This is a genomic window from Novosphingobium huizhouense (genome assembly GCF_020179475.1).
Classification (GTDB): Bacteria; Pseudomonadota; Alphaproteobacteria; order Sphingomonadales; family Sphingomonadaceae; genus Novosphingobium; species Novosphingobium huizhouense.
On record NZ_JAILXZ010000004.1, the window covers coordinates 106,179 to 133,124 of the forward strand.

Consider the following 26,946-nt stretch of genomic DNA (forward strand, 5'->3'; position numbering starts at 1 on the left):
AATGACCCGCTGGCCGCTCCCCCGACCGATGCAAGCCGCGCTCGACCAGGCGCGCGCTGCCGCCGCGGCCGGCGAAGTGCCGATCGGCGCGGTGCTCGTCAAGGACGGCGAGGTGATCGCGCTCGCCCACAATGCGCCGCGCGGCACGTGCGACCCCACCGCCCATGCCGAAGTGCTGGCGATTCGAGCCGCCGCCGCCACACTGGGGCAGGAACGGCTCGAAGGCTGCGACCTGTGGGTGACGCTCGAACCTTGCGCGATGTGCGCGGGCGCGATCGTCCATGCCCGCATCGCGCGGGTCTATTACGCGGCATCCGATCCCAAGGGCGGGGCGGTGGAGCACGGGGCGCGGGTATTCGAACAGCCGACCTGCCTGCACCGGCCTGAAGTCTATGCCGGGATGGGCGAAGGCGAGGCCGCCGAACTGCTGCAGGCGTTCTTCAGGGCGCGGCGATAGCGAGCGCGGCGTCGTCGTCCGGTCCGTCGCGTCCGGCAGGACAGGCGACATGGGCCTTTGCCCGGTCGAGGCAGAGGTGGACTTCCTTCAACTGTCCCCCGCGCCCCAGCAGCAGGCGGATGCCGCGCATCGGCAGGCCCGGATTGGCGGCGACGAAGGCGCGGCGCAAGGCGCCGGCGGTGAGCGCGGGGCCCGCGGCGAGCGCGGCCATGTCGGGCAGGCGGACACCCGCCCAAGCGCGCTCGGCCTCGGCGAAGTAGCGCGCGGGGCTCGCGCTCATGCAGGCGCCGTGCTTGGCCCATTCGTGCGCGAGCAGGTCCGGGCTTGGCGTCATGCAGAGATGGCGGCGCAGCGTCGCGCGGTCGGGCATGGTCCGCGCCGGGCACCACTGCGGCCAGTCGGTCCCGCGGCCCTCGGGCCAGAGCCCATGGAGGACGAAGCCGAAGCGGCCCATCGCGCCGCTGCACTGGAGCGATTCGCGCCGAGCCCCGCCCTGCTCCCGGCAGAACGCGGGCGACCAGCTGAGCGCGAGCGTGTAGCCGGCAACGGGGGTGCGGCGGACGGGGCCGTCGGGCACAGGCCGCGACGGCAATTCGAACGATGGCGGCACGCGGCACGACGCAGCTTGCGCCTGCGCGGCGGCAGGCAGCAGCGCGGGCGCAAATGCGAGCGCCGCGCGCAGGGCGCGGCGCATCGCGGTCAGCGCTGCGCCAGCCATTCGCCGGTCTCTCGCCGGAACAGGAACACCAGCGCCGCCGCCTCGATCGACAGCGCGGCGAGGCTTAGCAGCGCGAAGACCGGGCTGATCGCCTTGGCGAGCGCGGGAATGCCGGCGATCCCGATCAGGTCGAGCGCGGCGAGCGCGACCACGAACCAGCGCGCAAGGCCCATCCGCCCGCGCGAGACGACGAGGGCAAGGCCGGTCGAGACCGCCGCATTGGCGAAGGCGCCGGTCATGATCGTGGGCGGGGCGGCCTGGCTGAACGCGGCGAGCGCGCCCATGAACACCGCCACGTTGGCAAGGCGCAGCGCCTGCGCGGCAAGGAACAGGCGCTCGAACCAGCTGACCGAAACCGGGCGGTTCATGCGGCTGCTCCTGTGGTCGCTCCAGTGGGGGATGCCACCGGGGTGAAGTCGAGCCCGATGTCGGCGGCGGGCGCCGACTGGGTGAGGCGGCCGACCGAGACGTAATCGACGCCCGTGGCGGCGATGGCGGCGATCGTGTCGAGCCGGACACCGCCCGAGGCTTCACACGGAACGCGGCCCGCGACGACGGCGAGGGCCTCGCGCAAGGTATCGGGCCCCATGTTGTCGAGCAGCAGGCGGGTGGCCCCGGCGGTGAGCGCGGGTTCGATCTGGTCGATGCGGTCGACCTCGCAGATCACGTCCTTAACACCCGCCGCCAGCGCACGGCGCACCGCTTCGGCAACGCCGCCGGCGACGAGCACGTGGTTGTCCTTGATCATCGCCGCGTCCCACAGCCCCATGCGGTGGTTATGACCGCCGCCGGTGCGCACGGCATACTTTTCGAGATGGCGCAGGCCGGGGATGGTCTTGCGCGTGTCGAGCAGCTTCGCCTGCGTCTCGCCCATCGCGGTGACATAGCTGCGGGTGAGCGTGGCGATGCCCGAGAGGTGCTGCACGGTGTTGAGCGCGGAGCGTTCCGCGGTGAGCATGGCGCGGGCATTGCCTTCGAGCCGCATCAGCTCGCTGCCCGCCGGAACCTGCGCGCCTTCCTCGACGAGGATGTCGATTCTCATGTCGGGATCGAGCGCGCGGAAGAATGCGGCGGCGATCGGCAGCCCGCAGACCGCGATGGCGTCGCGGCTGTCCATCACGCCCGAAAAGCGCGCCTCGGCCGGGATCACGCTGTCGCTGGTGACGTCGACACCGCCGCCCGGCAGCCCCGCCCCGAGGTCTTCGGCAAGCGTGGCGGCGACGAAGGCGTCGAGGTCGAAGCCCGGAATGGAGAAGCTGCTCATGGGCTGCGCCATACCACCCCGGCGGATCGTGTCGAGCGGCCTACGGCGCCCCTAGTGGACGAAGCGCGCCACCACGTCGCGGTAGGAGCGGCTGACCTTCACTTCGGCGCCGCTTTCCAGCACGAGGAAGCATTCGCCGTTGGTGTGCGGGCGGACCTGGCGGACCTGGTCGAGGTTGACGATCTTCGAGCGGTGCACGCGCTGGAACACCCGCGGGTCGAGCCGGCGTTCGAGATCCTTCATCGTTTCGCGCAGGATCAGCGAATTGTCGCCGGTGTAGATGCACATGTAGTCGCCGGCCGCCTCGATCCGCTCGATCGAATCGACGTCGACGCGGAAGATCTGGCCGCGATCCTTGATGTTGATCAGCTTCTCGAAGCGCCCGGCGGCGGGTTCGCCCTCGTCGGCCATTTCGGGCATGGCGTCGGGCGCGACTTCGGCAAGCACGTTCTTGAGCTTCTCCGCCTCTTCCAGCCCGCGCTTTTCGGCAAGGCGGGTGCGCGCGCGGTCGAGCGCGTCGGCGAGGCGGTCCTCCTCGACCGGCTTCAACAGGTAGTCGACGGCGTTGGCCTCGAACGCCTTGATCGCGTGTTCGGAAAAGGCGGTCACGAACACGAACAGCGGCGGGTCGATCTCCATCACCCCCTTGACCACCGAGAAGCCGTCGAAGCCTGGCATCTGGATGTCGCAGAACACGAGGTCGGGCTTCTCGGTCTTGATCTTGCGGATCGCCTCGCGCCCGTTCGAGCAGGTGTCGATCACCTCGACGTCGGGAAAGGCCTGGAGCCGGAGCTGGAGGCCCTGGATGGCGAGCTTCTCGTCGTCGACGAGGATCGTACGGATGGTCATGCGCTACCCTTGTTGTGTCTAGAGCAACCGCGACAAGAATGCGGGCCGGGCTCGAAGTTCCCGAACGTGTTCAATTTGCAGCGAATCGCGCCGGAACGGACGCGCCCTGAGCGGCGCGCGCCCCGGGCGCGACGGGCGCCGGCTCGCGCGCCTCGAACGGCAGCTCGATGGTCACGACGAAGCCGCCTTCGGGCCGGTTGCCGATGTCGAAGCGCTGGTTCTCGCCGTAAGCCTGCGCCAGCCGGTCGCGGATGTTCGCAAGGCCGACGCCGGTCGAGACATGTCCCGACGAGATTGTGTCGCTGCTGTCGCTGGTCACGCCGAACAGCTTCGACGGGTCGGTGCCCGCTGGCAACCCCGGCCCGGTATCGGACACGGTAACGCGAAGCATCGAGCCGACGAGTTGCGTGGCGATGGTGATCTCGGCCCCGTATTCCAGCGGGCTGACCGCGTACTTGATCGCGTTCTCGACCAGCGGCTGGAGCAGCAGCGAAGGCATCAGCCCGGCGCGGGTGTCCTCGTCTATGCGGAATTCGGTGCGCAGCCGTTCTTCAAAGCGCATCCGCTCGATGTCGAGGTAGAGCTTGAGCGTCTCGATCTCCTGCGCGACGGTGACCCGCGCGGTCGGCTCGTTGACCAGCGTGTAGCGCAGGAACGAGGACAGCCGGCTGAGCATCGCGTTGGCGGGCTCGGTCTGCTTGAGCAGCACCAGCGTCGAGATCGAGTTGAGCGTGTTGAACAGGAAGTGCGGGTTGAGCTGGTAGCGCAGCATCGCGAGCTGCGCGCTCGTCGCCTGGTTCTCCAGCCGCATCAGCTGGTCGTTCTGCTCTTCGACCTGGATGTAGAAATTGATCGCGTAGTAGAGCGCCGACCACGCCCCGAGCAGCGTCAGGTCGAGGTAGAACACGCCCAGGAACAGCTGTGCGAAGCCCGCATCGCTGTTGGCGCGGTAGAGGCTGATCACCCAGGAATCGATGAAGGCGTACAAGCCCACCGCGATCGCCAGGACCAGCGCGGTGACGCCCCAGGTGATCAGCGGGCGCCGGTTGATCAGCGCGCGATAGATTACCGAAAGGATCAGCGAGATCGAAAAGCCGGTGATCGTCGCGATCAGCACGATGATCAGGAACGACCAGGGCTGGGCATTGGCGATGCTCGACAGCGCGCGCAGCGCCAGCGCGCCGCCCCAGCCGAGGAACTGCAGGCGCCAGAAAGCGCGGTTCTTGTTGCCGAAGAACGGCGCAGGGGTCAGCGGCAGCACGGCCATCATGGCTGGTTGTAGCCGCAAGCCGGCTTTGCGCAAACCCCTGCGTGGGCGTAAGCTCGCCGCCAAAACACGGCCTGACAAGGAGAGGACGATGAGCCACGATTCGCATGCGGAGACAGAAGAGCGCGCGACGTTCCGGTCGATGCAGGAAGGCACCGCTCAGGACTGGGCGATCATCTCGCGCGACTACAACGCCTTTGCCGGGACGCTCGCCGACCGCGTGCTCGCCCATCTCAAGCTGCTCGACGGCGATTTCGGCGGCTTCCCGGTCGACCGGCTGACCCACAGCCTGCAATGCGCGACGCGCGCCCACCGCGACGGGCGGGGCGAGAGCTACGTCGTCATGGCGCTGCTCCACGACATCGGCGACACGCTCGGCACCTACAACCATCCCGACGTGGCGGCGGCGATCGTGAAGCCCTTCGTGACCGAGGAGGAGCACTGGATCTGCCAGAACCACGGCGCCTTCCAGGGCTACTACTACTTCCACTTCCTCGGCATGGACCGCAACCTGCGCGACCGCTTCGCCGGCCACGCCCACTACGCGGCCTGCGCGGAGTTCTGCGAGAAGTACGACCAGTCGGCGTTCGATCCCGACTATGACACGCTGCCGCTGTCCTACTTCGAGCCGATGCTGCGCCGGGTCATGGCCCGGCCGCTGAAGCGCACGGCGGAGAAGGTCGCGGCTTAGGGTCTGCCCTCGCGGCCTAGCGTGCGCCCTCGCGGCGGAAGCGGCGCTGCCAGTCGCGGTCGGGCGCCGCCGCCATCGCCGCCTGCTCGGCGGTCATGTCCGCGGCGCGGCTGCGCCAGCCGCCGTGCGAGGCGGGCGCGATGAGGAATTCCTTGCGCGACAGCACCTCGCGCGCGAGCCGCGCGCCGGCTTCGGGCGGATAGCCGGCATTGGCGAGCAGCCAGACCGAGAGGCGGTCGGCCTCACGCTCGGTGCGACGCACCACCGCGAGCGCATCGTTCGCCTCGAGCGTGCTCTGGTGGTCGAGCACCGCGTGCGCCAGTTCGTGCGCCGCGACCGCCGCGACCAGCGCTTCGTCGCCGCGCGCGCTGTCGAACAGGCCGCGCCCGATGCGCACGTCGTCGCGGCTCGAGCTGGCGTTGCCGCCGCCGTCGTCGAGCATGAAGCGCACGCGGCAGGCCGGCTGGCCGCGCACTTCGACCGTGCGCGCGCCGGCCAGCGCCAGCGTGACCTTGCCCGCCTGCGCGACGGTGTCCTCGAGCCGCGATTGCAGCGCGAGCACGCGCGCCCAGCGATCCTTGCGCGTCGGCGGCGGGGCGGCCACCGGCGCGCCGGCGATCGCGAGGACGGTGTCGTTGGCCTCGAGCCCGGCCTGCGCCGCGGGGCCGCCCTCGGCCACCGCCGCCACTGCGATGTCGCCGGCCAGGCCATAGGCCGCGCGCGCGCCAGCGGGGTCTTCGAAGGTCTGCGCGTCCTGCAGGATCAGGCCGATCGCCGGCGCCGCGCGCGTGCAGTAGCGCGCATTGGCGTGCGACAGCCGCCAGCCGACCGTCTGCACCACCGCGTCGGCCTGCTGCAGGTCGTCGAGCGGCCGGGCGCAGGCGGGCGCGGCCGCCAACAGGACGCCGGCGACCAGCGCGCCCCCGCGTGCGGTCTCAGCCCTTGCGCGCGGCATCGATCGCCTGCTGCAGCCGCTCCTGCCCGACCGCACCGGCGATCATGTCCTTGCCGATCAGCCAGGCAGGCGTGCCGCCGATGCCGAGCTGGCGGGCGAAGCCGAGGTTGCGCTCGAGCTCGCGCTGTACGTCTTCGCGCGCGGCGAAGGCCTGTGCCCTCGCCAGATCGAGGCCGGCGACCTTCGCCGCCGCCGCGATGCTGGCCGCGCTCGGGCGCGGGCCGGCGAACATCGCCTCGTGGAAGGCGGCATACTTGCCCTGCGCCGCGGCGGCGAGGCCCATGCGCGCGGCGGGCTCGCTTTCGGGCGCGATGATCGGCAGTTCGCGCACCACCACGCGCAAGTCCGGGTTGGCGCGGACGAGCGCGGCGACGTCGGCCACGCTCTTGCGGCAATAGGTGCAGGCGAAGTCGGTGAACTCGACCAGCGTGACCTTGCCCTGCGGGTTGCCCAGCACCGCGCCGGGGAAGGGCGTTTCGAGCGCGCCGCGCATCGGGGCGATCCGCGCCTGGTTCTCGCGCGCCTGGAGCCGGTCCATCGCCTCGGGCAGGATTTCCGGGTGATCGAGGATGTAGTCGTGGACCACGCCCTCGATCGCGGCGCGATTCGCGCCTGCCGCGGGCGCGCGGGCGTGGAGCCACCAGCCGGCGCCGAGGCCGATCAGCAGCGCGGGAAGCGCGAACAGGAGAGTCGAACGCAAGGCGGGGGAGGTCATCGCCGGCCAGCGCTACTTCTTCTTGCGCTGGCGCTCAATCATCGCCCGCGCCGACATGGCGATATCCTGTGCCCGCAGCCAGTCGGGCGATCCCTTGGGCAGCCCGGCCTCGGCAGCTTCGGCGCTGCGCACCGCTTCGGGCAGCTGCAGTTCCATCAGCTGCTGCTCGGCGCTGGCAAGGCGCGCGCGCGGCGTATCGCCGCGCGCTTCGTAGACCACGCCCAGCTGGTACCAGGCGAACGGGTTCTCGCGATCGCGCGCGACCGCGTTGCGCAGCACCTTTTCGGCCTCGGAATAATTGGCCTTGTCCTCGGTCGCGAGCAGCGCGTGGCCGAAGGTGGTGGCGATCAGCGGGGCATTGTCGCTCAGCTGCGTCGCCCGCCGCAACGGGGCGAGCGCCTCGGACGGCTTGCCCGATTCGAGCAGGATCTGGCCCTTGAGTTCCAGCGCGTAAGGGTCGTCGGGGCTCTGCTTCAGCAAGGCGTCGGTTTCGGCCAGCGCCTTGTCCATGAACGCCTCCTTGTGGAAGGCATAGGCGCGGGCATAGTGCGCCGGGCCGTCGGTCAGGTAGTCGGGATAGGCGGTGAGCGTCGAGGCCGGCTCGGCGAGGTAGCCGTAGAGCTTGGCCTTGACTCGCAGGAAGCGCGCCTGGAGCGCCGGGTCCTCGGGCTTGTTCCAGGCCGGGTCCTTCTCGTAGGTGTCCTGCAGCGTGGTCAGGCGGTCCGAGGTCATCGGGTGGGTGCTGTAGAACTCGGCATCGGCGCTGCGGGTGAAGCCGTAGCGGAACTCCTGGCTCTGCAGCTTCTTGAAGAAGTCGAGCGAGCCGCGCCCCGAGATGCCGGCCTTCGACAGGTACTGCGCGCCGGCGGCGTCCGCGCTCGATTCCTGCGAGCGGCTGAAGGCGAGGTACTTGCCGAGCGCGGCCTGTTGCCCGGCCATGAAGATGCCCATGCCCGCATCCGCCGAGCCCGCCGCCGCCGCCGCCGCGCCGAGCAGCAGGCTGAGCAGGGTGATGCCGGTGGCGGGCTTGGACCCTGCATCGCTGATCACGTGGCCGCCGGTGATGTGGCCCAGCTCGTGCGCGATCACGCCCTGCACTTCGCTGACATGGTCGGCCGCGCCGATCAGGCCCGAATGGATGTAGACCGCCTGGCCGCCGGCGACGAAGGCGTTGATCGTGCCGTCGTTGAGCAGGACGATGTCGACGTTCCTGGGATCGAGGCCGGCAGCCGCGATGATCGGCGCGGACATGTCGCGGAACAGCGCCTCGGTCTCGGCATCGCGCAGCACAGCCTGCGCCGCGACCGGCTGGGCGGTCAGCGCAAGCGCGGCGAGCATGGCGACGAGGCGCGGGAGGAGCGACCTTTTCACGAGCGCCACGCTAGCGACCCGGCGCCTGAACCGCAGGTGAAGCGGCAGATGATGCAGCAGGTGAAGGACCCGGGCGCGTCACCTGGGCAAGGAAGCCGGTAACCGCATCGAGCGCGCGCGGATCGCGGCTGAACGGGCGCGCGAAAGCCATGATCATGCCTTCGTGGCTCACGTCCTTGAGAAGCACCGCGTGGGTCGGCGCGCCCGCGGCGGTGAGAGCGCGGGCGAGCGCGACCGAATTGCGCGGGCGCACGCGCGTGTCGGTGCTGCCGTGGACCAGCAGCAGCGGCGGCGCATCGCCGCGCACGTGGGCGATCGGCTGGGTGTCCTCCGGGTTCGCCGCGTGGCCGAACGCGTCGATCGTCGCCGGATCGTCGAACGGGTAGAAATCGTAGGGGCCCGACAGGCCGATCATCCCGCGCAAGGCATCGGCGGACAGCCGCCGGTGCGCCAGCCAGCGCCGGTCGAGCGCGAGCATCGCCGCGTTGTAGGCGCCCGCCGAATGGCCCATCAGCACGATCCGGTCGGGGTCGCCGCCGCGGGCGCGGGCATGGTCCGCCACCCAGCGCAAGGCCGATGCGCCGTCTTCGAGCATCGCCGGGAAGCGCCCCTTCGGCCCGAGCCGGTATCCTGCAAGGACGACCGCATAGCCCCTGGGCGCGAGCGCGCGGGCGATGAAGCGGTAGTCGTGCGGATCGCCGCTGCGCCAGGAGCCGCCGGGGATGAACACGACGATCGGCAGCGGCGCGCGCGCATCGGCCGGCACGAACATCTCGACCTTCTGGCTCGCGTCGTCGCCATAGCGTTCGGCCGCGACTTGGCGGATCGCGCCGTCGCCGCCGCGCAGCAGCTTGTCCGCGCTATCGAGCACGGCGACCGCGTTGGTCTCCATCGCATGGCGCAGCGCGACGAAGCCGAGCACGGCAAGGAGCAGCAGGGTGACCGCGGTCCAGCCCAGCCAGCCGATCTGGAGAATAGCCAAGCGCTTGCGATCCTGCCTGTCGCCGTCCGTCATGGACGAGCGCTAGCAGGGGACGGGCTTATCCCACAAGCCGCCGCGCGGCGCGCTCGAACAGGGCGTGGTCCTCGGGCACTTCGCCGACCAGCGCGATGGTCCCGTCGGCAAGCCGGCGGACCATCACCAGCGCGAATTCGGCGCCCTCGCGCGGGAGTTCGGCAAGCGGCTCGAACGGCAGCGCGCGCAAGTCGTCGGCCAGCGCCGCGTGCGGATCGCGGCGGTCGCGGCCGATCTCGTCGCGGCGCAAGCGGCGTTCGAGCGCGACCACCGCCTTGAGCCCGCCCGGCGCCTCGGAGAGGAACCGACCGAGTTCGCCGCGCCCGAGGCCGAGCCGCTGCGCGTGGCCGAGCGCGGTCGCATATTCGGTGATGCGGGTCTTGTCGTAGTCGGCGCCGAACACGAGCTTGACCAGCGGGGTCAGCGGCGCGCGCTCCTGGATCGTCAGCCCGGCTTCCTCGACCATCCGGCGATAATCGTCGGGCCGTTGCTGCGCGAGCAGCGCGAAGTCCCAGGCGCGGCCGATCGCGGCATAGAGCGCGCTACGGGTGCGGTCCTCGCTCGAATTGGCGAGCCGCGCCATCTCGCGCGCGGCGGCAAGGCATTCGGACAAGCTGGCGGGCGCCGCCGCGCCGAAGCCGGAACCCGCGTCTTCGTCGAGCGCCGGGCCGAAGGCAGGGCCGGGCAGGTCGGCGCCGGGCAGGTCGACCCCGGCGGGCGCTGTCGCATCGTCCTGCGGGAAGGCCAGGATCTCGCTGCCGAAGTCGGCGAGATCGAGCGGCGCCGGGTCGATCGCCGGCGTGACCGGGGCGAGGCTCCCCGGGCCGTCGGCCCAGTTGGCGAGCAGTTCGCTGGCGCGGCGCGCGGGCGCTGCCGGTTCGAGCGCCTGGCCGATCTCGAGCAGCAGTTCGTCGGTGACCGCCTGGTCGGCGACCTCCTTCCAGTTGATCACGCCGTAGATGTAGTCGATCGAGCTGCCGTTCGAGGTGAACGGGAGCAGGATGCCGCGGTAGAGGATCGTCGCTCCGCGCTGGTTGACGAATTCGGCCTCGAATCCGATCGGCGCCTCGTTGGCGATGATCTGCAGGTAGTGGTCGGTGATGCGCGAGAGCAGCGAGCGGCCGGGCACGTCGCTCAGCCGCTTGAGCGGCCCCTGCGTCCCGCATTCTTCGGCAAGGGTGCGGCCGAGGTAGGCGATCGCCGGGTCGTCCATGCCGCGGTCGAAGCGCAGCAGCACCGAATTGGCGGCGAAGTCGGGCAGCTTGCCGTCGAGCAGCGTGGCGACCGGCGGAAACGGCCCGTCGGTCAGCAGGCCCGCCCAGAAGTTGTAGGCGCGGACCTGCATGCGGCGCTCGTCCTGCCCGACGGCGGGCGGCGGCGGCTCGATCGGGTAATCGTCGTCCGCCAGGTCGAAGTCGCCACGATCGCTGTCGAAGCCGCGAAAGGTATCCATGCGCCGGTGTTCCTGATCCAATCGGACACCCTTGTGGCGCAACGTGGTAAAAGAGTGATTAAGTTGCGCCGCGACTTTCCCGCCGGTTTCGAGCTAGCGCGCGGCGATCGCCTCGGCGCGCGCGATCAGCTTGCGCGCGATGTCGCGGTGGAGCAGCTCGGCCATCTTGCCGTTGACCCGCAGCGCGCCCTTTCCCGCGTTTTCGGGGGCATCGAACGCCGCCACGATCGCGCGCGCCTCGGCCAGTTCCGCTTCCGACGGGGCGAACACGGCGTTGGCGATGTCGATCTGGCCGGGGTGGATCAGCGTCTTGCCGTCCATGCCCAAGTCGCGCGCCTGGGCGCACTCGGCCTCGAGTCGCGCCGGATCGTCGATCGCGTTGCACACGCCGTCGAGCAGGACCAGCCCGTGGCTGCGCGCGGCCATCACCGCCTGGCTCAGCACCGGCACGAACACCGCGCGCCCCGGCGCCTGCGCCATGCCGGTCTCCTTGGCGAGATCGTTGAGCCCGAGCACGAAGCCCGCAAGCCGGGTGGTCGCGGCGCAGGCGGCGATTCGTTCGAGCGCGAGCACCGCGCGCGGCGTCTCGATCATCACCCACAGCGCGACCGAGGGGCCGTAACCCGCTGCGTCCATCGCCTGCGACAGCGCCACGACGTCGGCGTCGTCGTCGACCTTGGGCGCGAGCAGGGCGTCGAGCGGCGCCGCGGCGAGCGCGGCGAGATCGTCGTGGCCCCAGGGCGTCGCCAGCGCGTTGATCCGGCCGACCATTCGGCGATGGCCGAAGCCGCCGCTCGCCAGCTCCGCGAGCAGGATGGCGCGCGCCTCTTCCTTGGTTTCGGGCGCGACCGCGTCTTCCAGATCGAGCGCCACCGCGTCGCAATCGAGGCCGCGCGCCTTGTCGATCGCGCGGCGGTTGCTGGCGGGCATGTAGAGCAGCGAGCGCAACGGGCGCGCGTCGGCGCTGGCGGCTTCAGTTGCTGGCGGGCTTTGCATGGCCTTGCGGTTCCTCCACCGAATCGATGCGTCCTTCTTCGCGGGTCGGCATAGGGGCGAGTATGCGCAGCGCAAGAGTCGCCGCAGTCCATGCGGCAGCGGCGCGCAGCGCGAAGGGCTGGCCCGCCATGTCGGCAAGGCTGCCCCAGACCCATGCGCCCAGCGCCATGCCGCCGAACGTGATCGCCTGGTAGATCGACAGGCAGCGGCCGAGGATCGCCTCGGGCGAGCGCAGCTGCATCGCGACGTTCAGGCTGGTCATCGCCGCGACGAAGCCCGCGCCGCCGAGGAAGGCCGACGCCATCGCGTGCGGCAGGTTCTGCGCCGCCGAAATCGACAGCAGCGCGAGCGCGAAGGCGATCGTCGCCACGCTGACCACGTTTTCGCTGCCGAAGCGGCGGCGCGCCTTGCTCACCCACAGCGCGGTCACGATCGAGCCGATGCCGAAGGCGCCGAGCATCAGGCCGTAGTCGAGCTCGGTGCCATGGAGCAGTCCGCGCACGACCGTCGGCATCAGCGCCTGGAACCCGGCCACGCCGAGGCCGAAGCAGAGCCCGCGCAGCAGCACCTTGCGGATCGGCGGCGAGCTCCAGCAGAAGGCGAGGCCGACCCGGATCGAGCCGAGGATCGGCTGGCGCTGCGGCGGCGGCGCGCCCGGCTGCCAGCGCATCAGCACCACGATCATGCCGATGTAGCTGATCGCGTTGAGCGCGAAGGCGAGGCTGACGCTCCAGATCGAGATTAGCATTCCGCCGAGCGCCGGCCCGACGCTGCGGGCGAGGTTGAACGCGATCGAATTGAGCGCGATCGCCTGCGGCAGGTCCTCGCGCCCGACCTGGAGCCGTACCGAAGCCTGCCAGGCCGGGCCGTTGAGCGCGGTGCCCATGCCGACCATCAGCGTCAGCGCCAGCAGCAGCGCGGGCGTGATCCACCCGGCATAGCCGAGCGCTGCGAGCACCGCCGAGACCAGCAGCATCCCGGTCTGCGCCCAGAGCATCACCCGGCGCCGGTCGAAATTGTCGGCGATCGCCCCGGCGAAGACGCCGAGCAGCAGGATCGGTATCGTCGCCGAAGCCTGGATCAGCGCGACCAGCAGGTGGCTGCGGGTGAGGTCGGTCATCAGCCAGGCGGCGGCGACCGACTGGATCATCGAGCCGACGTTGGAAAAGAGGTTGGCGGTCCAGATCGAGCGGAACGCCGGGTAGCGGAACGGGGCCAGCGCGGTGCCGCCGCGGCGCTCGCCCGGCCCGCTCACAGCAGGTAGCGCACCTTGATCGCGGTGCGCAGCTGCGTGCCGCCCACCGCGAAGGCGGCGGCGCGGAAGGTCGGCGGCCCGAAGCGCACCGGGGCATCGCGCGAAAAGCCGTAGCCCTCCTTCGGGACCATCATCATCTTGTCCATCCGCCCGTTGCCGTTCTCGTCGTGGAACAGCGCCACGGCATAGCGCCCCGGCATCACGTCGTGGAAGGTCAGGGTTTCGCCGTCGTGCGCGGGAACCGTCAGGTGGAGCGCGGCCGGGTCCTTCTGGCAATCGGGAAAGGTCACCGGATCGGCGGTGAGGCAGGCCTGGACGAACCCGCGCGCCGAACGCAGCCCGTCGACTTCGACGAGCACCGAGGTCGGCGTCGGCACCGTCGCGCCGAGCAGCGCCGGCAGCGTTCCGCCCAGCAGCAGGAGGCGGGGAGCAGGAAATGGGATCATGGCGCGGAAAGCCCCTTGTCGGTGCCGCACAGGCGATCCCAGAAGCGGAAGTAGAGCCCGTAGTTGCAGCGGTATTGCTCGTGATGGCGGTGGTGGTGGCTCGCCGTTATCAGCCATTTCCCTGCGCGCGAATGAACGAGCGCGCGCGGAAACATCTCCCAGCCCATATGATTGGTCACGCCCATCACCGTCATCACCAGCAGCACGAGGCCGAGCACGCCGACATGGATCGGCACGACGAAGACCAGCGCGGGCACCAGCAGGCCGACGATCGCGGCCTCGACCGGGTGGAAGTTCATCGCTGCCCAGGCGGTCGGCGGGCGGCTGGCGTGGTGGATCGCGTGGATTCGGCGGAACACCGCCGGGCGGTGCATCCAGCGGTGGGTCCAGTAGAACCAGGTGTCGTGGAGGAACAGGTAGACGAGCAGCGAGAGCGGAAGCCACCACAGCGGATAGGCGGCGACATCGGTGTAGATCCTGGTCCAGCCGCGCTGCTGCCAGCCCCACGCGACGATCCCGGCGGGGAGGCCGTAGATCAGGCAGGAGACGAGGCTCCAGCCGATCTCGCTGCGCATCTGCCGGTCGAGCCCGGCGTAATGGCCCGGGCGCACTTTCGCGGTGATCGCCGCGAACAGCCCGCTGGTGGCAAGATAGCGCAAGGCCACGATCGCGCTCATCGCCAGCGCCGAAAGCGCAAGGCCGGTCCATCCGGCGGCGTCTGTCAGGGCGTGCGCTGGCATCGCCGCCGCTATGCCAAGGCAGTGGGGACGGGCACAAGGCCTTTCGTCCCCACGCAATCCATCGTCAGCCGGCGATGCCCGCCGCGGCGAGCACGGCCAGCGTCAGGATGTCCGGCGCGATCGAGGTCATCGCCGCGATCTGCACCGGCTTTTCCATGCCCAGCAGCATCGGCCCGATCACCGCGTTGCCGGCGAGTTCGCGCAGCAGCTTGGCCGAGATGTTGGCCGACTGCAGCCCCGGCATGATCAGCACGTTGGCCGGGCCCGACAGGCGGCTGAACGGGTAGTTCGCCATGACCTTGGGATTGAGCGCGGCATCGGGCGCCATCTCGCCCTCGTACTCGAAGCCCGGGTCCTGCGCATCGAGGATCGCGACCGCGCCGCGGATGCTGTCGAGCCACTTGCCCGAGGGATTGCCGAAGGTCGAGAACGAGAGGAACGCGACGCGCGGCTCGTGACCCATGCGCCGCGCGACCGCGGCCGTCTCGGTGGCGATGTGGGCGAGGTCCTCGGCCGAGGGACGTTCGTTGACGGTCGTGTCGGCGAGGAACACCGTATAATTCTTGGCGACCATCATGTGGATGCCGAACGGCAGGTGGCCGGGCTTGGGATCGAGCACCTGGCGCACTTCCTTCATCGTCTGCGAGAAGGTGCGGGTCATGCCCGAGATCATCGCATCGCCATGGCCGAGCGCGACCAGCAGCGAGGCGAAGACGTTGCGGTCCTGGTTGACCATGCGCTTGACGTCACGTTCCAGGAAGCCGCGGCGCTGCAGGCGCTGGTAGAGGTAGGCGACCATGTCGGGCACTAGCGGCGACACGTTCGAGTTGTGGATCTCGTAGCTTTCGGGATCGGCGACGCCCAGTTCGTTGAGCTTGTCGAGCACCGGCTGGGTGCGGCCGACCAGCACCGGCGTGCCGTAGCCGAAATCGCGGAACTGGATCGCGGCGCGCAGCACGACCTCGTTCTCCGCCTCGGCGAAGACCACGCGCTTGGGGTTTTCGCGGACCAGCGCATAGACGTTGGTCAGCGCCGCGGTGGTCGGGTTGAGCCGCGCCTTGAGCGAGTTGCGGTAGGCGTCGAAGTCCTCGATCGGCTTCTGCGCGACGCCGGTCTCCATCGCCGCGCGGGCGACCGCCGAGGACACCACTTCCATCAGCCGCGGGTCGAACGGCGCGGGAATGATGTAGTCGAGCCCGAAGGTGTGGTTGCGGCCATAGGCGGCGGCCACTTCCTCGGGCACCGGCTCGCGCGCAAGTTCGGCGATGGCGGTGGCGGCGGCGATCTTCATCTCCTCGTTGATCGCGGTCGCCTGCACGTCGAGCGCGCCGCGGAAGATGAACGGGAAGCCCAGCACGTTGTTGACCTGGTTGGGGTAGTCCGACCGGCCGGTGGCGACGATCGCGTCGGGTCGCACCGCCTTGGCTTCGGGCGGGGTGATCTCGGGGTCGGGGTTGGCCATCGCGAAGATGATCGGCTGCGGCGCCATCGAGCGGACCATGTCCTGCGTCACCGCGCCCTTGACAGACAGGCCGAGGAAGATGTCCGCGCCCTCCATCGCTTCGGCGAGCGTGCGCTTGTCGGTGGTGACCGCATGCGCCGACTTGAACTGGTCGACGTTCTCGCGGCCGCGATAGATCACGCCCTTGGTGTCGCACATGATCACGTTGTCGTGGCGCACGCCCATCGCCTTGATCAGCGCGGTGCAGGCGATCGCCGCGGCGCCCGCGCCGTTGACCACGACCTTGACGTCCTCGAGCTTGCGCCCGGTGAGGTGGCAGGCGTTGAGTAGGCCCGCGGCCGAGATGATCGCGGTGCCGTGCTGGTCGTCGTGCATCACCGGGATCTTGAGGCGTTCCTTGAGCGCCTGCTCGATGATGAAGCACTCGGGCGCCTTGATGTCCTCGAGGTTGATGCCGCCGAAGCTCGGCTCCATCAATGCGACCGCCTCGATGAACGCCTGGGGGTCCTCGGTGGCGAGCTCGATGTCGATCGAATCGACGTCGGCGAAGCGCTTGAACAGCACCGCCTTGCCTTCCATCACCGGCTTCGAGGCGAGCGCGCCGAGATTGCCGAGGCCGAGGATGGCGGTGCCGTTCGAGATCACCGCGACGAGGTTGCCGCGCGCGGTGTAGTCGTAGGCGGTGGCAGGATCATCGGCGATGGCGCGCACCGGCACGGCGACGCCCGGCGAATAGGCGAGGCTGAGATCGCGCTGGGTCGCCATCGGCTTGCTGGCGATGATCTCGATCTTACCCGGGCGGATCGTGTTGTGGTAGAAAAGCGCCTCGCGCTCGGTGAAGCGGACGTTGCTTTCCTCGGACATGGGTCCCCCCTGGCATTTGTCGGTGTTGTGCTCGCGCCCTGTCCGACCTTGGCCGCTACGTCAAGGCGCGCAAACAGTGCAATTTTCATGCTGCGATTGCGAAATTGGCAATCGCGGTGCAGCGATCAGAAGTCCTGCGGCTTCCAGGTCGGAATGCCCAGGCGCCGCACCTGGAACAGCAGGCTGCGTCCTTCCTGCCAGACGAGCTGGAGCCGCGGGTCGGGATTGCTCGGCAGGCCAGTGTCGATCAGCCAGACATAGTCGACGCGCTCGATCGGCGCCTTGCTCAACGCGTAGTCGACGGTGCGCATGCGCCGCCCGGCGCACCTCGGCGACCAGACGAATTCGGACGGATCGGCGGCGAAGTTGCGGCCCGGGCGGAAGCGGGGGATGACCATGTGCAGCCCCGGCACCGCCCAGTTGTCGTTGACCCAGGCCTGGCGGTAGAGGCTCGACAGGCTGGCGAGGTGGTCGCGCCGGGTGTTGCGCCAGGATTCCTCGAGGCACGAATGCTCGACGAAGGCGAGCACGCGGCTGCCCGGCTCGACATGGTGGAGTGCGGCCAGCTGCTTGCGGTAGTCGTCGGCGTAGTCGGCAAAGCTGGCCGCGGTGACCACCAGCCGCACGGCGAGCAGTAGCATGCCCGCGGAGGCCACGATCTTCGCCCGCCGCTCGCCCGCCTGGCTCCAGTCCTGCAGGCCGAGCGCGAGCATCGCGGCAACGGGAAGCAGCCGCACGTCGACGAAGGCGCTGCCGTTGATGTCGCTCGGGATGGCGATGAACAGCGCGAACACCAGCAGGCCGGGCAGGCCGAGCTGCCACTTCCAGCGCGCGCCGAAGGCCCAGCCGAAGGCGATCAGCACGAAGCACAGGAAGGTCGTCGCGCCATCGAGCAGCAGCGACTGGTCGCGCAGCGTGAGTACGAGGTACCAGGCCTTCTGGTCCCAGCGCCACTTGTTGAGGCTGCGCACCGGCTCGGGCGAGAGGTACTTCCACAACAGGATCGTGACGACCGTGGCCAGCAGCGGCCAGCAGAGCGTCCACAGCCGCAGGCCGATGGCCTTCCAGTCCTGCGTGCGCGCCAGTTCGCGCGCCACCTGCGGCTTCCACCAGCCGGCCGGCAGGCGGTCCATCTCGCGCCCGAAGGCATTGGCCGCGACCAGCAGCGCGAGCAGCATGCCGCCGATCGCGTGGCACAGCATCGCCACCGGCTGCGCCACGACCAGCAGGATCGCGCGGTCCCGCGGCCGCTTCTCGAGCCAGACCGAGGCGGCGAAGGCGGTCAGAGAAAGGCCGGTGGCGAGGATGTAGTTGAGGAATCCGGTCAGCAGCGGGAAGCTGAACACGAACATCAGCGCCCAGGCCGCGCCATGGCCGCCCCGGGGATTGAGCATGCGGATCGTGGCGAGGCCGCCGCCGGCGAATAGCCCGGTCGCCAGCACCGTGCTCCACCAGCCGGCGGCCAGGATGCCGAACTGCGCGCCGAGCACCTTCATCAGCACGCCGCCGCCGATGTTGAGCGTGAACACCCACTTCCAGCTGAAGTATTTCTCGAGCGGGCTGTCAGGCCCGGCCGCCTCGATCGCGGCGGCGCCCATGTGGCCGGGCACGTCGATCAGCGGCGGCACCTCGACCAGCGCGAAGGGCAGGCAGATCGCCAGCACCAGCAGCACGATGCCCGGGCCGCTCAGCCACGGCAGCGTGCCGGCGCGGTCCCACAGGGCGCGGATCAGCGACGAGAAGGATGTATCGCGGACTTGCATCAACGCCTGCGCGGGCCTCTGTGCGCTAGGCCGGAACTTGTCGATATCCGGCACCGGTGGTTTGAGAAAGCGGCGCGTCTGGTCTAGCCACCAGCGTCGTGAGCCCTCATGCCCCAACTCCGATGATGGCGCAATATCTTGCGCTCAAAGAGCAGGCCGGAGATTGCCTGCTGTTCTACCGGATGGGCGACTTCTTCGAGCTGTTCTTCGACGATGCGCGCACCGCCGCGCAAGTGCTCGACATCGCGCTCACCAGCCGCGGCGAACATGGCGGCGCGCCGATCCCGATGTGCGGCGTGCCGGTCCATTCGGCCGAGGGCTACCTTGCCCGGCTGATCAAGGCCGGCTGCCGCGTCGCCATCGCCGAGCAGGTCGAAAGCCCCGAGGAGGCGAAGAAACGCGGCGGCTCGAAGGCGCTGGTCGCGCGCGACATCGTCCGCTTCGTCACCGCCGGCACGCTGACCGAGGAAGCGCTGCTCGAGCCGCGCCGCGCTAATGTGCTCGCGGCGGTCTGCCCGCTGCGCGAGCGCATCGGCATCGCCGCCTGCGACATCTCGACCGGGCGCATGGAGCTGGAGGAGTGCGGCCCCGAAGGCCTCGGCGCCGCCCTCGCCCGGCTCGGTGCGAGCGAGGTGGTCGCGCCCGAGGACTGGGGCGATGCGCCGCTCGAAGTGGTGCCGCGCCCGGCGCGCAGCTTCGATTCCGGGCGAGGCGAGGCGCGGCTGAAAGACCTGCACGGCGTCGCCACGCTCGACGGCTTCGGCCGGTTCGAGCGCGCGATGCTCGCCGCCGCCTGCGGGCTCGTCGACTATCTCGAGCACGCCGGGCGCGGCAGGCTGCCGCTGCTGCTGCCGCCGGTGGTGCGCGAGGCGGGCGGCCACATGGCAATGGACGAGGCGACCCGCGCCAGTCTCGAGATCCTCTCGAGCAGCAGCGGCGGCGGACGGCGCGGCAGCCTGGTCGAGGCGGTGGACCGCTGCGTCACCGGAGCAGGCGCGCGGCTGCTGGCCGAGGACCTCTCGGCGCCGCTGACCGATGCCCAGGCGATCCGCCAGCGGCTCGAGCTGGTCAGCTGGCTGCACGACGATCCGCTGCTGCGCGGCGATGTCCGCGCGATCCTGCGCGCCGCGCCCGACCTCGGCCGCGCGCTCGGCCGTCTGGTCGCGGGGCGCGGTTCCCCGCGCGACCTCGGCCAGCTGCGCGACGGCCTGTCCGAGGCGCGGCGGCTGCGCGAACTGCTGCTGGCGCGCGGCGACCGGCCTGCGCTCGCCGAGGCGCTGGTCCCCGCGCTCGGCGGCCACGGCGCGCTCGTCGACCTCCTCGCCCGCGCGCTCGTGCCCGCGCCGCCGACCGAGCGCGCGCAGGGCGGCTTCATCGCCGAGGGCTACGACGCCGCGCTTGACGAACTGCGCCGCGTCGCGGGCAATTCACGCCGCGCGATCGCCGCGCTGGAAGCGAAGTATCGCGACGAGACCGGCGTGGCGGCGCTCAAGATCCGCCACAACGGCGTGCTCGGCTACTTCATCGAAGTCCCGGCGCGCCACGCTGACCGGCTGATGCAGCCCGATTCGGGCTTTACCCATCGCCAGACGATGGCGGGCGCGGTGCGCTTCAACGCGCTCGCACTGCACGAGGAGGCGAGCCGCATCGCCGAATCGGGCGGCCACGCGCTCGCCGCGGAAGAAGCGCATTTCGAGGACCTGGTCGCGCAGGCCGTCGCCCGGCGTGAAGCCATCGCCGCGACCGCCGCCGCGCTCGCCCGGCTCGATGTCGCAGCCGGGCAGGCCGAGCGTGCGGCCGAAGGCGGCTGGAGCCTGCCGCGCGTGGTCGAGGAGCCCTGCCTCGAAGTGATCGGCGGGCGGCATCCGGTGGTGGAAGCCGCGCTGGCAGCCAAGGGCGAGCGTTTCGTCGCCAACGACTGCGCGCTTTCGCAAGCCGACCGGCTGTGGCTGATCGGCGGGCCCAACATGGGCGGCAAGTCCACCTTCCTGCGCCAAAACGCGCTGATCGTGCTGCTGGCGCAGGCGGGCGGCTTCGTGCCGGCGGAACGCGCGACGGTCGGCCTCGTCGACCGCCTGTTCAGCCGCGTCGGCGCGGCGGACAACCTCGCCCGCGGCCGTTCGACCTTCATGGTCGAGATGGTCGAGACCGCGGCGATCCTGGCGCGGGCCACGACACGCAGCTTCGTCATCCTCGACGAAGTGGGCCGTGGCACCTCGACCTATGACGGCCTCGCGCTCGCTTGGGCGGTGGCCGAGGCGGTGCACGAGGTGAACCGCAGCCGCTGCCTGTTCGCCACGCACTATCACGAACTGGCGCGGCTCGCCGAAACCTGCCCGGCGCTGTCGCTCCACCACGTTCGCGCGCGCGAATGGAAGGGCGATCTCGTGCTGCTCCACGAACTCGCCGAAGGGCCTGCCGACAAAAGCTACGGCCTAGCCGTCGCGCGGCTGGCCGGCGTCCCCGCCCCCGTGGTCAAGCGCGCCAAGGCGGTGCTCGACAAGCTGGAGAAAGGGCGCGCCGCTACCGGCGGGCTGGCGGCAGGGCTGGGCGAACTGCCCCTGTTCGCCGCCGCGATCGAGGCCGCCGAGGAAAAGGTCGACGCCCTGCGCGCAAGGCTCGAGGCGGTCGACATCGATTCGCTCAGCCCCCGCGCCGCGCTCGACCTGCTCTACGACCTCAAGCGCGAGCTCTGAGCGGTGCGGCTGTGGCGCTTCCTCATCGTCGCGCTGCTTGCGCTTGCCGCCGCACCGGCCGCCGCCGCGCCACCGCCTGCCACCAACGGCGTGCTGGTCGACCAGGAGCTCTACCGCGCGGTTACCGAGCGGGTGCGCAAGGGTGAGAACTTCTACCCCGCGACGATCGCCGAGCAGCGCGCGCGCAGCTATCCGGCCAAGCCCGCGCTCGCCGTGCGGCCGCCCACGCTCGCCTATGCGCTGGCGCTGCTGCCTTCGACGCAGGCGCGCACCGGGGCGCTGATCCTGCTGCTGTTCGCGGCCCTGATCGCTGTGCGCCGCACGCTGTCCGACCAGCCCGCCCCCTTGGCGCTCGCCACCATCGCGTTGACCCTGACCGGACTGTTCGGCGCGTTCTTCCCGGGCGCTGCCTATCTTCACGAGCAATGGAGCGTTCTGCTCCTGCTGCTGGCGCTCTGCGCCGCGCGACGCCCGGCGCTGATGGTCGGCCTTGCCTTCCTCGCGGTGCTGGTGCGCGAGACCGCGCTCGCCTGGCTCGCGGCGATGGTGCTCGTCGCGCTGTGGCGGCGTGACTGGAAGCTGGCGGGGCTGGCGACCGGCGCGATCGCGGCAGCGGGCGCGCTCTGGCTGGTCCATGCCCACTTCGCCGCTGCGCAGGTCACCGCCGCCGACGTCGCCTCGCCCGGCTGGGTGCGCTTCCAGGGGCTGACGCTGGTGATCGACGCGCTGCGCCGCAATCTTGCGCTCTATCCGCTGCCCGGCTGGCTCTTGCTCGGCGTGGCCGCCGCCTCGCTGCTCGCCATGCTGCGCTGGGGCGAAACGCGCGTGCGCATTGCCGCCGTCGGCAGCATCGGCTTCATCGCCGCACTGACCGTCCTCGGCCGCGAGGACAACGGCTACTGGGGCTTCATGGTCGCCCCGTTCGTGCTGTGGGGCGTGCCGCTGCTGGCCGCGCGCGCCCTCGCGCGGGTCAGACGCTGAGGAACAGCCCCGCGAGCGCGGCGCTCATCAGGTTGGACAGCGCGCCGGCGACCAGCGCGCGCAGGCCGAGGCGCGCAATCACCGGGCGCTGGTTGGGGGCAAGGCCGCCGGTCACCGCCATCTGGATCGCGATCGAACTGAAGTTGGCAAAGCCGCACAGCGCGAAGGTGACGATGGCGACGGTGTGCGGCGACAGCCCTTGCGCATTGCCGAGGTCGATGAAGGCGACGAATTCGTTGAGCACGAGCTTGCTGCCGAACAGCCCGCCGGCCTGCATCGCCTGCGACCAGTCGGGCGCGCCGAGCAGGAGGAACACCGGCGCGAAGACGTAGCCTAGCACCTGCTGGAACGAGAGTTCCGGATGGCCGAACCAGCCGCCGATCCAGCCGAACAGCCCGTTGGCGAGCGCGACCAGCGCGACGAAGGCGAGCACCATCGCGCCGACCGCCACGGCGAGCTTGACGCCGGTCTGCGCGCCCTGGCTCGCGGCCATGATGATGTTGGCGGGGCGCTCCTCCTCGGGCTCGACCGCATCGGGCAGCGGGTGCGGATCGGGCAGCGCGCCCTCGCCGATTCCGACAGGGGCGGGCGGCTCGTCGGGCATCACGATCTTGGCCATCAGCACGCCCCCCGGCGCGGACATGAAGGCCGCCGCGACGAGGTAGTCGATGCGGATGCCCATCGCGGCATAGGCGGCAAGGATCGTTCCGGCGACGCCCGCCATGCCCACCGTCATCACGCAGAACAGCTGCGACGGGGCGAGGCCTGCGAGATAGGGCCGGATCACCAGCGGCGCTTCGCTTTGCCCGACGAAGATGTTCGAGGCCGCGCACAGCGCCTCGACCTTGCTGATGCCCGTCACCTTCTCGAGCGCGCCGCCGATCCAGCGGATCACCAGCTGCATCACGCCGACGTAATAGAGGATCGAGATCAGTGCCGCGAAGAACACGATCGTCGGCAGCGCCGAGATGGCGAAGCTGTGGCCGCCGATCTCGGGCGCGGCGAGCGGGCCGAACAGGAACTGCACCCCGGCGCGGGCGAAGCCGAGCAGGCTTTCGACGCCGTGCGCCGCGCCCTGCAGCGCCGCATTGCCCGGGGGGAAGTAGAGCACCAGCGCGGCGAGCCCTGCCTGCAGCGCGAAGGCGGGCGCCACCACCCGCAGCCGGATCGCGCGGCGGTTGGAGGAAAGCAGCACGGCGAGACACAGGATGAGAGCCATCCCGGCGAGGCTGAGGATCACGCGCATCGGCGGGTCGGTCGCTCCAGTGGCAAGGGAAAAACTGGTTTCAAGGGGTCCTAAACGGGATTTGGCAGAGGGTCAAAACATGGGTATCGGGCGGCGATGAAGGACACTGTTTCGACCTCTGCCGCCCCGACCGGCGTACCCCGCTCGCTGTTCGCCTTCGCGCTGCTCTATGGCGGCCTCGTCGTGCTGGCGGGCGTGCTCGGCACCAAGATCGCCTCGCTCGGCCACTGGCCGGTGGTCGGCGATCTCGCGGTCGAATCGGGGATTTTCGCGTTCCTGCTGCTGGTCGTGCTGGCGAGCGCGGTTGCCGAACTGTTCGGGCAGGATGTCGCCAACCGCCTCGTGCGCTTCGGCTTCGTGCCGCTGATCCTGTCGATGTGCCTGCTGACCTTCGTCATCCGCGTCGTGCCGCCCGCGCCCTTCTGGAGCGACCAGGACGCCTTCGCCCGGCTGCTCGGCCAGGGCGCACGTATGCAGTTCGCCGGGCTCATCTCCTACGGCACCTCGCAGACGCTCAACGTCTATGTGTTCTCGAAGCTCGCCGGCGGGCAGGGCAACCTGCTGATGGTGCGCGCCTGGATCGCCAGCATGCTCAGCCAGATCGTCGACACGCTGATCTTCATCACCATCTCGTTCTGGGGCGTGGCCGACGCCTCGGGCCAGCCCCTGCCGTTGGGCGCGATGATGGAAGGCCAGATCATCGCCAAGCTGACGCTGTCGACGATCATGGTCCCGCCGCTGATCTGGGCTTTCGTGCGGCTCGGCCGCCGGCTCGACCGTACAAACTGATTGCGTGACGATTCCGCTTTGATTCCGCGGTCAGGCGCGCCATTGCGCGCTCCATCATGGCCACGAACATCGACCAGACCAACGCCTACCGCCAGTCCATGCTCGACAAGGCGGAAACGCTCATCGAGGCGCTGCCCTACCTGCAGCGCTATGCCGGACGCACGTTCGTGGTGAAGTACGGCGGTCACGCGATGGGCGATCCCGAGCTTGCCGAGGACTTCGCGCAGGACATCGTCCTGCTCAAGGCCTGCGGCATCAACCCGGTGGTGGTCCACGGCGGCGGGCCGCAGATCGGGCGGATGCTCAAGGCGCTCGGCATCGAATCGCAGTTCGTCGACGGCCTGCGCGTCACCGACAAGCAGACCGCCGAAGTCGCCGAGATGGTCCTGGCCGGCGCGATCAACAAGGAACTGGTCAGCTGGATCAGCCGCGCCGGGGGCAAGGCGATCGGCATTTCGGGCAAGGACGGCGGCATGGTGATCGCCCGCAAGGTCCAGTCGAAGTCGCCCAAGGCGATCGAAGAGGACGGCGAACCGCTGGTCGTCGACTTGGGCTTCGTGGGCGAGCCGGACCGGATCGACACCACGGTGATCGACACCGTCTGCGCCGCCGGCATGATCCCGGTGATCGCGCCGATCGGCGTGGGCGAGGACGGCGAGACCTACAACATCAACGCCGACACCATGGCCGGCGCGATCGCCGCCGCCCTGGGCGCCTCGCGGCTGTTCCTGCTGACCGACGTCCCCGGGGTGCTCGACAAGGACAGGAACCTGCTCACCGACCTCAGCCCGGCCGACATCGCCGCGCTGGCCGAGGACGGCACGATCCAGGGCGGGATGATCCCCAAGCTGGAAACCTGCGTCCACGCGGTCGAGGCGGGATGCGAGGCGGCGGTCGTGCTCGACGGGCGCGTGCCGCATGCGATGCTGCTCGAAATCTTCACCTCGCGCGGCGCGGGTACGCTGATCCGCGCCTGATGTCCGCGGCGACGCGCGCGGGAACCAAACGCGGCGCTGCTCGTCACCGGCGCATGATCCGCGCCACCCCGATGCATTTCGTCGCCGCCGTCCTCGCTTCCGCGCTCGCCATCAACCTGTCGGGCTGCGACCGGCCCGCGCCCGAGCCGGCGGACCACGAGGACGCGCAAGTCGCGGCCAGCATGTCCGCCCCGCCGACGATGCCCGCCGCCCCTGCTCCGGCGGCCGCTCCCGCGCAATCGGCCACGCCCACGGCGGAAATCGCCGCGCCCGGCCAGCCTTCCGTCTCGCGCGATCCCGGCGAGGTGCTCGCTGCCTGGGCCAGGGCAGTCGAGACCCGCGACTGGGCGAGCGCGCGCGCCTACTGGGGCGACCACGGCGCGCGGAGCGGCCTTTCGGACAAGGACTTTGCCGCCAAGTGGTCGAGCCTGCTCGACCCGCGCGTGACGATCGGCAGGGGCAGCGAGGAGGGCGCGGCGGGCTCGCTCTATTACACTGCCCCGGTGCGCATCATCGACGGCCCGCGCACGGTGCGGGGCGAGATCGTGCTGCGCCGCGCGAACGACGTCGAGGGCGCAAGCGACGAGCAGTTGCGCTGGCACATCGAGAGCACGACGCTCGCCCCCTGAAGGCGCCGCCGCTCGCGGCTCATCCGTATTTATCCAAAGGGCAGGTGTTTCCCCTGCCCGGCAAAATGCTCTAAGGGCGGCGCATTCACCCTGCGTGGAAGGACGCCTTGCGCATGCTGCTCTACACTCTCGTCCAGATGATCGATTATCTGGTCAACATCGTCAGCATGGTGGTGATCGTGCAGTTCGTCCTCGGGCTGCTGATCGCCTTCAACGTCGTCAACATGCAGAACAACGCCGTCGCGGCGATCTGGAAGGCGCTCAACGCCATTCTCGAGCCGCTGCTTGCGCCCATTCGCCGGATGATGCCCGACACCGGGCAGATCGACTTCTCGCCGATGGTGCTGATCGTCCTGCTCAACCTGCTGTCGATCCTGCTCCGGGGCATCGCCGCGTCCGGCTACTGATACAGGAATCTTATCCATGACCGCTGCCGTCATCGACGGAAAGGCCTTCGCCGCCACCTTGCGCGCCCGCGTCGGCGAGCTTGCCCGCGCGTTCGAGGAGAAGGCGGGCCGCAAGGCGGGCCTCGCCGTGGTGCTGGTCGGCGAAGACCCGGCGAGCCAGGTCTACGTCCGCTCGAAGGGCAAGCAGACGCTCGAGGCCGGCATGGCGAGCTTCGAGCACAAGCTGCCGGCCGATGCCGCCGAGGCCGAACTGCTGGCGCTGGTCGACCGGCTCAATGCCGACCCGGGTGTCGACGGCATCCTCGTCCAGCTGCCGCTGCCCGCGCACATCGACGAGCAGAAGGTCATCGCCGCGATCGCGCCCGACAAGGACGTCGACGGCTTCCACGTGATCAATGCCGGACGCCTCGCGGTGGGCCAGCCTGGCTATGTGCCTTGCACCCCGCTCGGCTGCCTGATGCTGCTCAAGGACAGGCTGGGCGACCTGTCGGGCCTCGATGCAGTGGTCATCGGCCGCTCGAACATCGTCGGCAAGCCGATGGCGCAGCTGCTGCTCGCCGAAAGCTGCACCGTCACCGTGGCCCATAGCCGGACCCGCAATCTCGCCGAGGTCGTGCGCCGCGCCGACATCGTCGTCGCCGCGGTGGGTCGGCCCGAGATGGTCAAGGCGGACTGGATCAAGCCCGGCGCGACCGTGATCGACGTCGGCATCAACCGCGTTGCCGCCGCCGAAGAGGGCAAGACCCGTCTGGTGGGCGACGTCGACTATGCCGGCGCGGCCCAGGTGGCCGGGGCGATCACCCCCGTCCCCGGCGGCGTCGGCCCGATGACCATCGCCGTCCTGCTGCGCAACGCGCTCGTCGCCGCCTACCGCCACGCCGGCCTGGATCTCGCCGCAGACGCGATCTGAGCCTGGGGGTGGGCAGTGCGTGCCGCTTGA

The 26,946-nt window shown here is 70.1% G+C and carries 26 protein-coding genes; 9 read left to right on the forward strand and 17 right to left on the reverse strand.

The genetic code is table 11. The annotated features are described in order from the left end of the window. The first annotated feature begins 1 nt into the window (after position 1). Positions 2-457 carry a nucleoside deaminase gene (locus K3A85_RS15650; RefSeq protein ID WP_225207469.1) on the forward strand — a complete coding sequence of 152 codons (456 nt, stop codon included), beginning with the start codon at positions 2-4 and terminating at the stop codon, positions 455-457. Here K3A85_RS15650 and K3A85_RS15655 read toward each other — a convergent pair. The 5 genes from K3A85_RS15655 to K3A85_RS15675 all read right to left on the reverse strand — a co-directional run bounded on the left by K3A85_RS15655 (position 441) and on the right by K3A85_RS15675 (position 4,555). Further along, positions 441-1,175, reverse strand: a complete 735-nt coding sequence (locus K3A85_RS15655) for a ribonuclease T2 family protein (protein WP_225207470.1) — start codon at positions 1,173-1,175, stop codon at positions 441-443. The genes K3A85_RS15650 and K3A85_RS15655 overlap by 17 nt on opposite strands. Beyond that, the gene (locus K3A85_RS15660) at positions 1,157-1,543 is read right to left on the reverse strand and encodes a hypothetical protein (RefSeq protein ID WP_225207471.1); all 387 of its coding nucleotides are present in this window, start codon (positions 1,541-1,543) and stop codon (positions 1,157-1,159) included. Before K3A85_RS15660 ends, K3A85_RS15655 begins: the two co-directional genes overlap by 19 nt. Further along, entirely contained in the window at positions 1,540-2,439 is a 900-nt protein-coding gene (nadC, locus tag K3A85_RS15665; RefSeq protein ID WP_225207472.1) for a carboxylating nicotinate-nucleotide diphosphorylase, read from the reverse strand. Before nadC ends, K3A85_RS15660 begins: the two co-directional genes overlap by 4 nt. A gap of 51 nt (positions 2,440-2,490) precedes the next feature. Then, entirely contained in the window at positions 2,491-3,288 is a 798-nt protein-coding gene (locus K3A85_RS15670) for a LytR/AlgR family response regulator transcription factor (RefSeq protein WP_225207473.1), read from the reverse strand. Positions 3,289-3,358: 70 nt separating this feature from the next. Continuing rightward, positions 3,359-4,555 (reverse strand): sensor histidine kinase, encoded by a 1,197-nt coding sequence (locus tag K3A85_RS15675; protein ID WP_225207474.1) that lies wholly within the window; start codon positions 4,553-4,555, stop codon positions 3,359-3,361. Positions 4,556-4,646: 91 nt separating this feature from the next. On the opposite strand from K3A85_RS15675, the gene K3A85_RS15680 reads away from it, so the two are divergent. Continuing rightward, the gene (locus K3A85_RS15680) at positions 4,647-5,246 is read left to right on the forward strand and encodes an HD domain-containing protein (protein ID WP_225207475.1); all 600 of its coding nucleotides are present in this window, start codon (positions 4,647-4,649) and stop codon (positions 5,244-5,246) included. A 16-nt stretch (positions 5,247-5,262) separates the two neighbouring features. Here the strand turns inward: K3A85_RS15680 and K3A85_RS15685 are convergent, their stop codons facing one another. The 11 genes from K3A85_RS15685 to K3A85_RS15735 all read right to left on the reverse strand — a co-directional run bounded on the left by K3A85_RS15685 (position 5,263) and on the right by K3A85_RS15735 (position 18,281). Beyond that, positions 5,263-6,201, reverse strand: coding sequence for a PDZ domain-containing protein (locus tag K3A85_RS15685; RefSeq protein ID WP_225207476.1), 939 nt, complete (start codon positions 6,199-6,201; stop codon positions 5,263-5,265). After that, positions 6,182-6,916 (reverse strand): DsbA family protein, encoded by a 735-nt coding sequence (locus K3A85_RS15690; RefSeq protein ID WP_225207477.1) that lies wholly within the window; start codon positions 6,914-6,916, stop codon positions 6,182-6,184. Before K3A85_RS15690 ends, K3A85_RS15685 begins: the two co-directional genes overlap by 20 nt. Before the next feature lie 12 nt (positions 6,917-6,928). After that, positions 6,929-8,254 carry a M48 family metalloprotease gene (locus K3A85_RS15695; RefSeq protein WP_225207570.1) on the reverse strand — a complete coding sequence of 442 codons (1,326 nt, stop codon included), beginning with the start codon at positions 8,252-8,254 and terminating at the stop codon, positions 6,929-6,931. 43 nt (positions 8,255-8,297) lie between these two features. Then, on the reverse strand, positions 8,298-9,269 hold the full coding sequence (locus K3A85_RS15700) for an alpha/beta hydrolase (RefSeq protein ID WP_225207478.1): 972 nt from the start codon (positions 9,267-9,269) through the stop codon (positions 8,298-8,300). 58 nt (positions 9,270-9,327) lie between these two features. Continuing rightward, entirely contained in the window at positions 9,328-10,755 is a 1,428-nt protein-coding gene (locus K3A85_RS15705; RefSeq protein WP_225207479.1) for a PAS domain-containing protein, read from the reverse strand. Between the two features lie 93 nt (positions 10,756-10,848). Next, positions 10,849-11,751, reverse strand: coding sequence for an HpcH/HpaI aldolase/citrate lyase family protein (locus K3A85_RS15710; protein ID WP_225207480.1), 903 nt, complete (start codon positions 11,749-11,751; stop codon positions 10,849-10,851). Continuing rightward, positions 11,729-13,006: an MFS transporter gene (locus K3A85_RS15715; RefSeq protein WP_225207481.1), complete on the reverse strand. Its 1,278-nt coding sequence runs from the start codon at positions 13,004-13,006 to the stop codon at positions 11,729-11,731. The genes K3A85_RS15710 and K3A85_RS15715 overlap by 23 nt, the downstream gene beginning before the upstream one ends. After that, a complete protein-coding gene (locus K3A85_RS15720; protein ID WP_225207482.1) occupies positions 13,003-13,452 on the reverse strand; it encodes a DUF2141 domain-containing protein in 450 nt (149 codons plus the stop codon). The genes K3A85_RS15715 and K3A85_RS15720 overlap by 4 nt, the downstream gene beginning before the upstream one ends. Further along, a complete protein-coding gene (locus tag K3A85_RS15725; protein ID WP_225207483.1) occupies positions 13,449-14,192 on the reverse strand; it encodes a sterol desaturase family protein in 744 nt (247 codons plus the stop codon). Before K3A85_RS15725 ends, K3A85_RS15720 begins: the two co-directional genes overlap by 4 nt. A gap of 64 nt (positions 14,193-14,256) precedes the next feature. Continuing rightward, positions 14,257-16,518: an NADP-dependent malic enzyme gene (locus tag K3A85_RS15730; RefSeq protein WP_225207484.1), complete on the reverse strand. Its 2,262-nt coding sequence runs from the start codon at positions 16,516-16,518 to the stop codon at positions 14,257-14,259. A 125-nt stretch (positions 16,519-16,643) separates the two neighbouring features. Beyond that, entirely contained in the window at positions 16,644-18,281 is a 1,638-nt protein-coding gene (locus K3A85_RS15735; RefSeq protein WP_225207485.1) for a hypothetical protein, read from the reverse strand. A 122-nt stretch (positions 18,282-18,403) separates the two neighbouring features. Between K3A85_RS15735 and mutS the strand changes: the two genes are divergently transcribed. Further along, the gene (gene mutS / locus K3A85_RS15740; RefSeq protein ID WP_225207571.1) at positions 18,404-20,977 is read left to right on the forward strand and encodes a DNA mismatch repair protein MutS; all 2,574 of its coding nucleotides are present in this window, start codon (positions 18,404-18,406) and stop codon (positions 20,975-20,977) included. Positions 20,978-20,980: 3 nt separating this feature from the next. Next, complete coding sequence (locus K3A85_RS15745; RefSeq protein WP_225207486.1) at positions 20,981-21,958, forward strand: hypothetical protein; 978 nt, start codon at positions 20,981-20,983, stop codon at positions 21,956-21,958. On the opposite strand, the gene K3A85_RS15750 is transcribed toward K3A85_RS15745, so the two are convergent. After that, on the reverse strand, positions 21,948-23,204 hold the full coding sequence (locus K3A85_RS15750) for a NupC/NupG family nucleoside CNT transporter (protein ID WP_225207487.1): 1,257 nt from the start codon (positions 23,202-23,204) through the stop codon (positions 21,948-21,950). The two genes, K3A85_RS15745 and K3A85_RS15750, sit on opposite strands and share 11 nt — an antisense overlap. A gap of 96 nt (positions 23,205-23,300) precedes the next feature. Here K3A85_RS15750 and K3A85_RS15755 point away from each other — a divergent pair, with 96 nt between their 5' ends. The 5 genes from K3A85_RS15755 (at position 23,301) to folD (ending at position 26,916) form a co-directional block, all read left to right on the forward strand. After that, the gene (locus K3A85_RS15755; protein WP_225207488.1) at positions 23,301-23,993 is read left to right on the forward strand and encodes a queuosine precursor transporter; all 693 of its coding nucleotides are present in this window, start codon (positions 23,301-23,303) and stop codon (positions 23,991-23,993) included. Between the two features lie 98 nt (positions 23,994-24,091). Next, entirely contained in the window at positions 24,092-24,970 is an 879-nt protein-coding gene (gene argB / locus K3A85_RS15760) for an acetylglutamate kinase (protein WP_404822967.1), read from the forward strand. A 53-nt stretch (positions 24,971-25,023) separates the two neighbouring features. Further along, a complete protein-coding gene (locus K3A85_RS15765) occupies positions 25,024-25,599 on the forward strand; it encodes a hypothetical protein (RefSeq protein WP_225207490.1) in 576 nt (191 codons plus the stop codon). 113 nt (positions 25,600-25,712) lie between these two features. Next, positions 25,713-26,006 (forward strand): YggT family protein, encoded by a 294-nt coding sequence (locus tag K3A85_RS15770; RefSeq protein ID WP_169494547.1) that lies wholly within the window; start codon positions 25,713-25,715, stop codon positions 26,004-26,006. Between the two features lie 16 nt (positions 26,007-26,022). Then, complete coding sequence (folD, locus tag K3A85_RS15775) at positions 26,023-26,916, forward strand: bifunctional methylenetetrahydrofolate dehydrogenase/methenyltetrahydrofolate cyclohydrolase FolD (RefSeq protein ID WP_225207491.1); 894 nt, start codon at positions 26,023-26,025, stop codon at positions 26,914-26,916. The last annotated feature ends 30 nt before the right edge of the window (positions 26,917-26,946 follow it).

What these genes read in the sequence shown, in the direction of transcription:
- K3A85_RS15650 (WP_225207469.1), top strand. Translation starts at nt 2, where the DNA reads ATGACCCGCTGGCCGCTCCCCCGACCGATGCAAGCCGCGCTCGACCAG.
- K3A85_RS15655 (WP_225207470.1), bottom strand. Translation starts at nt 1,175, where the DNA reads ATGGCTGGCGCAGCGCTGACCGCGATGCGCCGCGCCCTGCGCGCGGCG.
- K3A85_RS15660 (WP_225207471.1), bottom strand. Translation starts at nt 1,543, where the DNA reads ATGAACCGCCCGGTTTCGGTCAGCTGGTTCGAGCGCCTGTTCCTTGCC.
- nadC (WP_225207472.1), bottom strand. Translation starts at nt 2,439, where the DNA reads ATGAGCAGCTTCTCCATTCCGGGCTTCGACCTCGACGCCTTCGTCGCC.
- K3A85_RS15670 (WP_225207473.1), bottom strand. Translation starts at nt 3,288, where the DNA reads ATGACCATCCGTACGATCCTCGTCGACGACGAGAAGCTCGCCATCCAG.
- K3A85_RS15675 (WP_225207474.1), bottom strand. Translation starts at nt 4,555, where the DNA reads ATGGCCGTGCTGCCGCTGACCCCTGCGCCGTTCTTCGGCAACAAGAAC.
- K3A85_RS15680 (WP_225207475.1), top strand. Translation starts at nt 4,647, where the DNA reads ATGAGCCACGATTCGCATGCGGAGACAGAAGAGCGCGCGACGTTCCGG.
- K3A85_RS15685 (WP_225207476.1), bottom strand. Translation starts at nt 6,201, where the DNA reads ATGCCGCGCGCAAGGGCTGAGACCGCACGCGGGGGCGCGCTGGTCGCC.
- K3A85_RS15690 (WP_225207477.1), bottom strand. Translation starts at nt 6,916, where the DNA reads ATGACCTCCCCCGCCTTGCGTTCGACTCTCCTGTTCGCGCTTCCCGCG.
- K3A85_RS15695 (WP_225207570.1), bottom strand. Translation starts at nt 8,254, where the DNA reads ATGCTCGCCGCGCTTGCGCTGACCGCCCAGCCGGTCGCGGCGCAGGCT.
- K3A85_RS15705 (WP_225207479.1), bottom strand. Translation starts at nt 10,755, where the DNA reads ATGGATACCTTTCGCGGCTTCGACAGCGATCGTGGCGACTTCGACCTG.
- K3A85_RS15710 (WP_225207480.1), bottom strand. Translation starts at nt 11,751, where the DNA reads ATGCAAAGCCCGCCAGCAACTGAAGCCGCCAGCGCCGACGCGCGCCCG.
- K3A85_RS15720 (WP_225207482.1), bottom strand. Translation starts at nt 13,452, where the DNA reads ATGATCCCATTTCCTGCTCCCCGCCTCCTGCTGCTGGGCGGAACGCTG.
- K3A85_RS15725 (WP_225207483.1), bottom strand. Translation starts at nt 14,192, where the DNA reads ATGCCAGCGCACGCCCTGACAGACGCCGCCGGATGGACCGGCCTTGCG.
- K3A85_RS15730 (WP_225207484.1), bottom strand. Translation starts at nt 16,518, where the DNA reads ATGTCCGAGGAAAGCAACGTCCGCTTCACCGAGCGCGAGGCGCTTTTC.
- K3A85_RS15735 (WP_225207485.1), bottom strand. Translation starts at nt 18,281, where the DNA reads ATGCAAGTCCGCGATACATCCTTCTCGTCGCTGATCCGCGCCCTGTGG.
- mutS (WP_225207571.1), top strand. Translation starts at nt 18,404, where the DNA reads ATGATGGCGCAATATCTTGCGCTCAAAGAGCAGGCCGGAGATTGCCTG.
- K3A85_RS15750 (WP_225207487.1), bottom strand. Translation starts at nt 23,204, where the DNA reads ATGCGCGTGATCCTCAGCCTCGCCGGGATGGCTCTCATCCTGTGTCTC.
- K3A85_RS15755 (WP_225207488.1), top strand. Translation starts at nt 23,301, where the DNA reads ATGAAGGACACTGTTTCGACCTCTGCCGCCCCGACCGGCGTACCCCGC.
- argB (WP_404822967.1), top strand. Translation starts at nt 24,092, where the DNA reads ATGCTCGACAAGGCGGAAACGCTCATCGAGGCGCTGCCCTACCTGCAG.
- K3A85_RS15765 (WP_225207490.1), top strand. Translation starts at nt 25,024, where the DNA reads ATGATCCGCGCCACCCCGATGCATTTCGTCGCCGCCGTCCTCGCTTCC.
- K3A85_RS15770 (WP_169494547.1), top strand. Translation starts at nt 25,713, where the DNA reads ATGCTGCTCTACACTCTCGTCCAGATGATCGATTATCTGGTCAACATC.
- folD (WP_225207491.1), top strand. Translation starts at nt 26,023, where the DNA reads ATGACCGCTGCCGTCATCGACGGAAAGGCCTTCGCCGCCACCTTGCGC.